Genomic DNA, 8,999 nt, shown 5'->3' on the forward strand with positions numbered 1-8,999 from the left:
GGGCCTCGGCCTTGGGGGCACGTGAGCCTTCTCGCCGTGGCTCTTAGTCTCGCCTGCATTTCATTCATCGCCCGGGTTGGGCTGACGAAAATGCTCGGGCCTGGGTGTATTTGCGCCAACGATCTTCGCCTATAAGGGTGGCTTCGCACCCTTCATAGGGCATGGCAGTCGTATATTCAGAGGACGCTGAGTAACCTGCTTGAAGGACTCTATGTGTTTTGCATTGTTGCCAGTACGGGTTCCATCTCTATCGGCTTTATTATGTTATTTCATTTTAACCTGTACAAGCGAGCGCGCTCCGTATTGCACACAACCGACCGCGCTCCGTATTGCAACAGCCAACACTTTTCCGAAGCAAATATTCGTTTCTAAGGCGATGTTGATTAATTGTTTTTGGCCTATCGAGATAAAAGTATCCGAATGGCACCGAGCTAGGCTCAGACTGCGACCTTGACTATTGTCAGTCCAACCCGGGGAGGCATTGCGGTGACTTTGCAATGTGCAGCGGGAACAGAGGTTATCACCTATCCACCGCAGCCTTTAAGAGCGTTACAGAGGCTAACAACATCAAACCATACCGCCATTTGTGGCACGCATTTCAGCATTGCGCGCACTTTGACGCAAACGTTGCGTCGCCACAGGTCATGCTACCCAAATTCCGTCTAGGAACCGAGTATTAAGATTCAACTCTGCGGCGGCCGGCGGCTTGGACGGTGCCCTCGATCCGCGGAGTTCAGGAAAAAGTTGGGGTACTTGTTATATGTTGAGCATTCATCAATCTACCCGGGGCGGTGTCGTTGCGACCGGCGCGCCCACCGCGACAGAAGCTGGTGCCGAGATGCTGCGGCAAGGTGGCACAGCGGCGGACGCGGCAGTGGCGGCTGCATTGGCGATGTGTGTTGCCGACCCTGCGAATGCAAGTTTATTAGGAAGGTGCCATATTGTACTGCGGACACGTGAAGGACGTTTTGCCGCCATCGATGGGGCGAGCGCGATTCCTTCTTGCCTGCCCGAAACGCTAGGCGCTGGACCATTAGCTTTCGCCGCGATCCCCTGCTTGCCACAGGCGCTGGAAAAATTGCACGCAGAGCATGGCCGGCTGTCTCTTTCTGTAGTAGCCGCGCCGGCGGCGCGCCTGGCTGAAGAGGGTTTTATCGCGCCACGTCACCTTGCTGCTGCTTGGGCTCAGAATGCCGCCGCACTGGCGACCGGGGGTGCCGGGCCTTATCTCGATGATGCGCGGCCACCGGCCCGTTTCCGTCATGGCGGTCTTGCAGCGTTGCTGCGGGATTTCGGTGAACGCGGTGCTGCAGCAATCACCCGCGGAGAGACCGCTCGAAATTTGGCGGAAGGAGTTCGTGCCCGTGGCGGATATTGGCGCGCTGACGATCTTGCGGCTAACGCAGCTCTGGACGGCGAGGTCCTCCACGCCAGCTTCCGTGACTGTCAGGTCACCACAATTGGCCGTCAGGGCTGGGGTCACACCCTTGTTGAAATGCTGTCCATCCTGGATCGCCTGCCTCCCTTTGGCGATAATCTGACGGGCGCCGAAGCCTGCCGTTTGGTCGGTGTCATCGAAACCTGCTTTCGAGACCGGCCCCAACGCCTCGGCTCGCTTGAACCCAAGCTGGCTGGACACGCATTCGAGACGCTGATTGCCCCCGACTTCATTGCCGCCCGCGCTGCGGAGATTACGGGATCCATGATCGACAATTCGCGCACCGTTGCGCAGGCTGTAGCCCCGACTATCAGGGCGACGGAGCGGAAAGATACTACACACCTTTCGACGCTCGATGCGCAGGGCGCGACGGTGGCGCTGACCATGTCAATAGGCCCTCATTTCGGGCTACGCGCGACGGATGCGGCGTTCGGCCTGCTTCCCGCAAAAAGCTATCGGATGAGCAGCGATCCGTCACCTGGCGCTCGTGACGTAACAGAGATGTCACCGGTAATCGTCACGCGGGGTGACCGCGTGATCCTCTCGGTCGGTGCTGCAGGCAGTGAGCTTATCCCCGGCGCAATCGTTCAGGCGGTCGTAAATGTAGTCGACCGTGGAGTCAGCTTGGGCGAAGCGCTTCGCATGCCGAGGGTGAATGTGTCAGAAAGCGGTGTATTCGCTCATGACGAGGCGGGCGCCGCGGTGATCGCCTCACTTCGCACGCGCTGGCCCGGTTTGGGGGTGCTCGCGGTGGGAGGCGATCACCTCGGTGTCGTTCAAGCTGTTGGGCATGATGCGGACGGTCTAGCTTACGGTGCTGCCGATAATGCGTGGGATGGGACATGCGTCGTCGTGCCAACATCGGCGGGAAGTCGTGGGAATCCCGCCCTCTGACTTAAGCGAGCCAAACCAGCGGCTCCTTGTGACGTACCAAACCCTGAGACATCTCAATGACGAAAATCCTCCATCGAACGATAGGTGCAAATCTGCCACGAGCGGTGGCAGGAGAAGGAATCTACATTACGGATCATACTGGTCGAAGCTACATAGATGGGTCGGGTGGCGCTGCGGTAAGTTGCCTTGGCCATAATCATCCAGAAGTCCTTGAAGCGATGAAGGTGCAGATGGGTCGCATAAGCTATGCACATACGTCGTTCTTCACAACCGATGTCGCTGAACAGCTTGCTGAGCAATTGGTTGAGTTAGCGCCAAAGGGGCTGGACTATGTATATCTTGTTTCAGGCGGTTCCGAAGCTGTCGAGGCCGCTCTCAAAATGGCGCGTCAGTACTTCGTCGAAATTGGCCAACCCCAGCGACGACATATCATTGCACGCCGACAGAGCTATCACGGAAATACAATTGGTGCACTGGCGACTGGTGGGAATGCCTGGCGCCGCGCGCAGTTTCAGCCGATTCTGCCGGAAACTCATCATGTCTCCCCCTGCTATGCATATCGAGACATGCAGGCGGGCGAAACACCGGAAGCCTACGCCGATCGACTCGCCGCCGAGCTTGAGGCGAAAATTATCCAGTTGGGTATCGACAAGGTCATGGCTTTCGTAGCCGAACCGGTGGTAGGTGCAACGCTCGGTGCCGTGGGGCCTGTGGCGGACTATTTCAAGCGGATCCGGCAGGTCTGCGACAAGTACGGCATCTTGCTGATCCTCGACGAAGTAATGTGTGGAATGGGTCGCACCGGAACGATTTTCGCTCTGGAACAGGAAGAGGTAGTTCCCGACCTAGTTACCATTGCGAAGGGTTTGGGCGGGGGGTTCCAGCCGATTGGCGCAGTGATGCTGTCTGAGAAAATCTACCGTGGGTTTTCGGAGGGCTCTGGCCTTTTCCAACATGGACATACCTATATTGGTCATCCGATTGCTGCAGCGGCAGCAAGCAAGGTGGTTGAAATTTTGAAGCGTCCGGAAATCATGGTAAACGTTATTGCTATGGGCGAACGCCTTCAGGCCGGACTTAATGCGGCGCTGGGTCAATCGCCCCACGTCGGCGACATTCGCGGCCGCGGTCTATTTCGTGGCGTGGAAATTGTGGCGGACAAGGACACCCGGCGGCCTTTCGATCCAGCGCGCAAAATTCATTCAAGGGTTAAGAAGGAAGCGATGCAGCGGGGCCTGATGTGCTATCCGATGGGCGGCACCATCGACGGGGTATATGGCGATCATGTGCTGCTTGCGCCTCCCTACGTAATTCAGCCCAAACAAATTGATTTAATTGTTGATCGGCTGGCAGCTGCCATAGGTGCGGCCATAGGAAGTTAGGACGGACCTGGTCCATCTGATGAGAGACCCTCCAATGACGACATCTCCTTGTTCGCCCCTAGACGACGAACACTGGCCGGCAGAAATCGGGAATATGAAAGGTGGCTTTGCCGGTGGACTGAACGTCTATCGCACGATGGCTCATCACCCGGCATTGCTGAAAGCATGGGCTCCGCTACGCCAACATGTCGTTAAAGACAGTGCGCTTGGCCCTGTTCGGTCCGAACTTGTTATCCTTCGGGCTGCGAAACGAATAGGCTCGGCCTATGAATGGGTCCACCACGTAAGCCGCGCTCGTGCCCTTGGCATTTCGGATGTCCGAATTAGAGCTATGCAGGACTCGGCCAATGGCGAGGATGGGCTCATCGCCAGAGCTGTCGATGCACTTTTCGATGGAGCACATCTGCCCTCAGATCTCGAAGCCGAACTTTCCGCTGCTATGGGAAGACAAGCCGTATTCGACCTCATCGCGACCGTCGGCTTTTATTCGATATTGGGCTACATTCTGAAGACCTATGATACTCCTTTAGATGAAAAAGTCGCAAATGAAATCGCAGAGCGGCCACTATAGTTTATGTTGCGACGCCAAGTAACCACCACCTGGTCCTCAGCGCGCCGGTCCGTTCTCCCGCTATGTCTCATCTTTCCTGGAGCTGAAGCACTTGATGCCACAACAGAAGAGGCTGAACTGAAGAACGAAGGCGCCCCGCATGCATCGGTCCGAATCCCTTCGAAGCCAATGAATTACGGTCAATGCTCTGCGGCGAGCGGCTTTTTCAACAGCCTGCCAGGTGCCGATTAGCCAGGCCCTTTGGATATCGATGTGGTCGAAGCGAACGATGGGCGGGTCGATGCATTTCAAACCACGCTGTCTTCTGCAGCTCGCATTTCAGAAGTCGAACCGTTTTGAGCGAAATTTTCTTTCTTCAAGAGCTACCGTTCGAAACTGTCGCCTTCCGGTCGATTTCTTCATTTGCCCGTGGTGGAGACAATAGCCAATAAGCGCGGATTTGCTACCGCCAATCAAAGGGGAACTGGAACATGACAATCTCTCGACGCGACCTCATTAAGTTCGGCGTGGCCGCCGGAACCGCTTTATCGATTCCATCGGTCCTGCGGGCGCAGACGACCGATGCGCGGACGGTCCGGATGGTGAAAAACGGTGATCTCAGCGTCTTCGATCCAACCCTTACGACGGCTAATATAACTGCCGACCATGGGGCGGCGGTTTACGACACGCTCTTCGCTCTCGACTCCAAGTTTATGCCGCAGCCGCAAATGATAGGCAAATGGGGCGTTTCCGACGACAAGAAGACCTATACCTTCGAGCTGCGAGATGGCTTAGGCTGGCACGACGGCACGCCGGTTACCGCGGCAGACTGCGTTGCCTCGATCCGTCGCTGGGCCCAGGTGACTCCCGGCGGCCAGCTGATCATGGCGCGAACCACGGATATCTCGAAGAAGGACGACAAAACGTTCACGATTTCGCTTAAGGAGCCGTTAGGGCTTTTGATCAATATCCTCGCGGACATTGCAACGCCATGCCTCTTCATGATGCGTGAAAAGGACGCAAACCTTCCTGCAACTGAACAGGTAACCGCGAATATCGGATCGGGGCCATTTAGGTTTAACCATGCTCTCGCCAAGCCGGGCGCGAGCTTCACCTACGACCGCAACGAAAAATACCTACCTCGCAAGGAACCGTCTAACGGACTGGCGGGTGGGAAGATCGTCAATGTTGACCGTGTCATTTGGAATAATATCGCCGATCAGCAGACTGCGTTTGCAGCCGTGCAAGCGGGTGAGATTGATTACCTCCAATCGCCTCCGATGGATCTTCTTTCTGAAATTGAAAGTGATCCGAACCTACAACTCACGATTCTAGACAAGGCGGGCAGTGACTACGTCTTGCGTATGAATCATCTACAAAAGCCATTCAACAACGTCAAGGCGCGCCAGGCGATGCTTCACCTCATCGATCAAGAGGCGTTTTTGCGTGTCGTCACCCCCGACCCGAAATACAGCCACACTGTCACCTCGATATTTGGCAACGAGACGCCGGTGTCAAATGACGAAAATACGGGGTGGTTCAAAAAGGGTGGCGACCCGGAAAAAGCCAAGGAACTCCTGAAGGAAGCGGGATACGCCGGCGAAAAGGTTGTCATTCTCCAAGCCACGAACATATCCGAATACAACAATATTTCTCAGCTCCTAGCAAACACATTGCGAAAGATTGGGGTCAATGCCGAGCTTGCCCCGAGTGACTGGGGGGGTATTGTCGCTCGCCGCGCGAACAAGGGGCCTATTGAAGACGGAGGCTGGAGCATCTTCGTCACGGACGAGGCGGATTATTCCCTCGGTAATCCGCTCACTACATCCTTTCTCCTCGCAAATGGCGATAAGGGGTGGTTCGGCTGGCCGAAGAACGACGAATTTGAGACCCTTCGAGCCAAATGGGCAGATGTCGAAACGCTCGACGAGCGCAAGGCGCTGGCCCGTAGGATGCAACGGGTATGGTGGGACTTTGTCGGCGACGTGAGGCTGGGTCAGCAGGCCTCGCCAATCTTGCACCGGAAGGCGCTCTCGGGTCTCATTGGGATTCCGAATATCCGGCCGATGTGGAACATGCAGAAGGCATCATAATGACGACCTACATCCTACGCCGGATGGTGTCGGCCATCGCCGTCATGGCGATGGTTGGGATGTTCGTCTTCCTGCTTCTCAGGCTGGCGCCGGGCGACCCGGCGGCGATCATCGCCGGCAAGTCGGCCACCGCGGAGATGATTGCCGGTATCCGCGAACAGCTGGGCCTGAACGATCCTATGCCAATTCAGTTCATTCGTTGGGTGCGGGACATGCTCGGCGGCGATTTCGGCATCTCGATCTTTTCCGGGCGACCGGTTCTCGAGCTCATCTCGCAGCGGCTTGAGCCGACCCTTTCCCTGTCGATCCTGACGATGATCCTTTCGGTGTCGGTCGGGGTCTCCTTCGGCATTCTTGCCGCGTGGCGAACTGGGGGGGTCGTCGACCGCCTCCTCGCCGCCTTTTCGGCATTTGGTTACTCAGTCCCTGTCTTCGTCATTGGCTATTTCCTCATATACTTCTTCGCCATTAGGGCGCGCTTGTTGCCGGTTCAGGGATACGTCCCGATTAACCAGGGCCTCGAGTCCTGGTTTGTCCACCTGATCCTGCCCACCGTGGCTCTGGGTCTCGGCTTCATTGCGTTCATTGCTCGGATCACGCGTGCAAGCATGCTCGAGGTCCTGTCGGAAGACTATATGCGAACCGCCGCCGCCAAGGGCGCTTCGTCCTATGCCATGCTTTTCCACCATGCCTTGAAGAATGCCGGCGTCCCGATCCTAACCGTCATCGGCCTCAGCTTTGCCTGGCTCATCGGCGGGGTTGTCCTCACGGAAACGGTGTTCAACATCCCCGGCATCGGTCGTCTGGTCGTCGATGCGATCAACAACCGCGACTATCCCATAATCCAGAGCGTACTCATCCTGACTTCGGGTCTGTACGTCCTTATCAATCTCTCGGTCGATCTAGCCTATACGCTGATCGATCCCCGCATCCGGTACTGAAATGACGCTCCCCTCCGCACCAGTTGAAGCCGTGTCGATGGGTCGGCTGCAGCTATCCGATCTTCCTCGTCTGGCAAGGCGACACCCGCTGGTACTGGTCGGCGGCGGCCTGTTGGCGCTCCTGATCATGCTGGCGCTTGCCGCCCCGCTTTACGCCGGAGATCCGGTGAACATGGATCCATTTAAGCGCCTGCAGCCGCCTTCCGCCGAAATGTGGTTCGGGAGCGACCATCTGGGCCGGAATGTGTTTGCGCGAACGATCTTCGGTGCCCGCATCTCCCTCCTGGTAGGGCTGCTATCCGCTGCAAGCGCGGCCGTGGTCGGGCTCCTGATCGGTGTCATCGCAGGTTACAGCCGCAGCTTCGACAATATCGTCATGCGGGTCATGGATGGCCTGATGTCGATCCCGACGATTCTGCTGGCGATTGCGCTCATTTCTCTGACAGGCCCCGGCATCGCTATCCTAATCGTCGCCATCGCGATCCCCGAGACGCCAGGCGTCGCGCGGCTGGTCCGTTCGGTGGTTCTGGGCGTTCGCGAGCGTCCCTATGTGGAGGCCGCGCTCTGCGGCGGTGCGCGTCTGCCGAAGGTGCTGTGGCGACATATCCTGCCGAGCACCATCCCGGCGCTGATGGTTCAGGGCGCTACTGTCTGCGCTAGCGCGATCATGACAGAAGCGGGGCTGAGTTTCCTCGGCGTGGGCGTGCCGCCCGACATTCCGAGCTGGGGCAACATGATTGCCAGTTCGCGTCTGTATCTCGCCATCGCACCGTTGACGATCTTCGCCCCCGGCATCTGCCTTGCCGTCACAGTGCTTGCCGTTAACCTGCTAGGGGACGGTTTGCGCGACATGTTCGATCCCCGCGCGAAGCGGAGACGCTGACATGTTGATGCGAGAATCTACAGAGGATGACGTGCTTCTCGACGTTCGAGACCTTGAGACGCACTTTTACGGCGAAGACAGCGTCACCCGTGCCCTGGGCGGCATCAGTTTCAAGGTCAGGAAGGGCGAAACGCTTGGCGTAGTCGGCGAGTCCGGATGCGGGAAGAGCGTCACCGCTCTCTCGATCCTTCGCCTGCTGCCGAAGCTCTCCGCCAGGACTGTCGGTGGCGAGGTCCGCTTCCACGGGCGCGACCTGCTTGAGCTGTCCGATCGCGAGATGCGCAAGATCCGCGGTGACCAGATCGCCATGATCTTCCAGGAGCCGATGACGAGCTTGAACCCCGTCTATACGGTCGGCCACCAAATCGCCGAGGCGGTTCAGATCCACACGAAGGCCTCTCGCTCCGTTGCCATGGTGAAGGCCGAGGAGATGCTCCGTCTCGTCCGCATTGCGGATCCGGAACGGCGCGTCAGTAACTATCCCCACGAAATGTCGGGCGGCATGCGCCAGCGCGCCATGATCGCGATGGCTCTTGCCTGCTCACCGGACCTGTTGATCGCCGATGAGCCGACGACCGCCCTCGACGTCACTATCCAGGCGCAGATCCTGCGGCTAATCGTCGATCTGAAAGAGCGCACGGGAACGGCCGTCATGTTCATCACGCATGACCTTGGGGTTGTCGCCGAGACATGCCAACGCGTGATCGTGATGTACGCTGGCCGGATCGTAGAACAAGCGAACGTGATAGATCTGTTCGCGCGTCCCGCGCATCCCTACACCCAGGGCCTCATGCGATCGGTGCCTGATCCGCGGCGCG

At 57.7% G+C, this 8,999-nt stretch carries 7 protein-coding genes; all 7 read left to right on the forward strand.

The window, feature by feature from the left end:
* Positions 1 to 760 precede the first annotated feature (760 nt).
* Positions 761 to 2,332 (forward strand): gamma-glutamyltransferase, encoded by a 1,572-nt coding sequence (locus AC04SG_RS29380; protein ID WP_488553891.1) that lies wholly within the window; start codon positions 761 to 763, stop codon positions 2,330 to 2,332.
* 56 nt (positions 2,333 to 2,388) lie between these two features.
* Positions 2,389 to 3,714: an aspartate aminotransferase family protein gene (locus AC04SG_RS29385; RefSeq protein WP_488553892.1), complete on the forward strand. Its 1,326-nt coding sequence runs from the start codon at positions 2,389 to 2,391 to the stop codon at positions 3,712 to 3,714.
* 34 nt (positions 3,715 to 3,748) lie between these two features.
* A complete protein-coding gene (locus AC04SG_RS29390; protein WP_488553893.1) occupies positions 3,749 to 4,285 on the forward strand; it encodes a carboxymuconolactone decarboxylase family protein in 537 nt (178 codons plus the stop codon).
* 470 nt (positions 4,286 to 4,755) lie between these two features.
* Entirely contained in the window at positions 4,756 to 6,357 is a 1,602-nt protein-coding gene (locus tag AC04SG_RS29395) for an ABC transporter substrate-binding protein (protein ID WP_488553894.1), read from the forward strand.
* The gene (locus AC04SG_RS29400; RefSeq protein WP_488553895.1) at positions 6,357 to 7,298 is read left to right on the forward strand and encodes an ABC transporter permease; all 942 of its coding nucleotides are present in this window, start codon (positions 6,357 to 6,359) and stop codon (positions 7,296 to 7,298) included. The genes AC04SG_RS29395 and AC04SG_RS29400 overlap by 1 nt, the downstream gene beginning before the upstream one ends.
* 1 nt (position 7,299) lies before the next feature.
* Positions 7,300 to 8,181 carry an ABC transporter permease gene (locus AC04SG_RS29405; RefSeq protein ID WP_488553896.1) on the forward strand — a complete coding sequence of 294 codons (882 nt, stop codon included), beginning with the start codon at positions 7,300 to 7,302 and terminating at the stop codon, positions 8,179 to 8,181.
* A 7-nt stretch (positions 8,182 to 8,188) separates the two neighbouring features.
* A partial coding sequence (locus tag AC04SG_RS29410; RefSeq protein WP_488553899.1) for an ABC transporter ATP-binding protein occupies positions 8,189 to 8,999 on the forward strand: 811 nt, incomplete at its 3' end.

It is taken from the genome of Mesorhizobium sp. CNPSo 4684 (assembly GCF_057784315.1).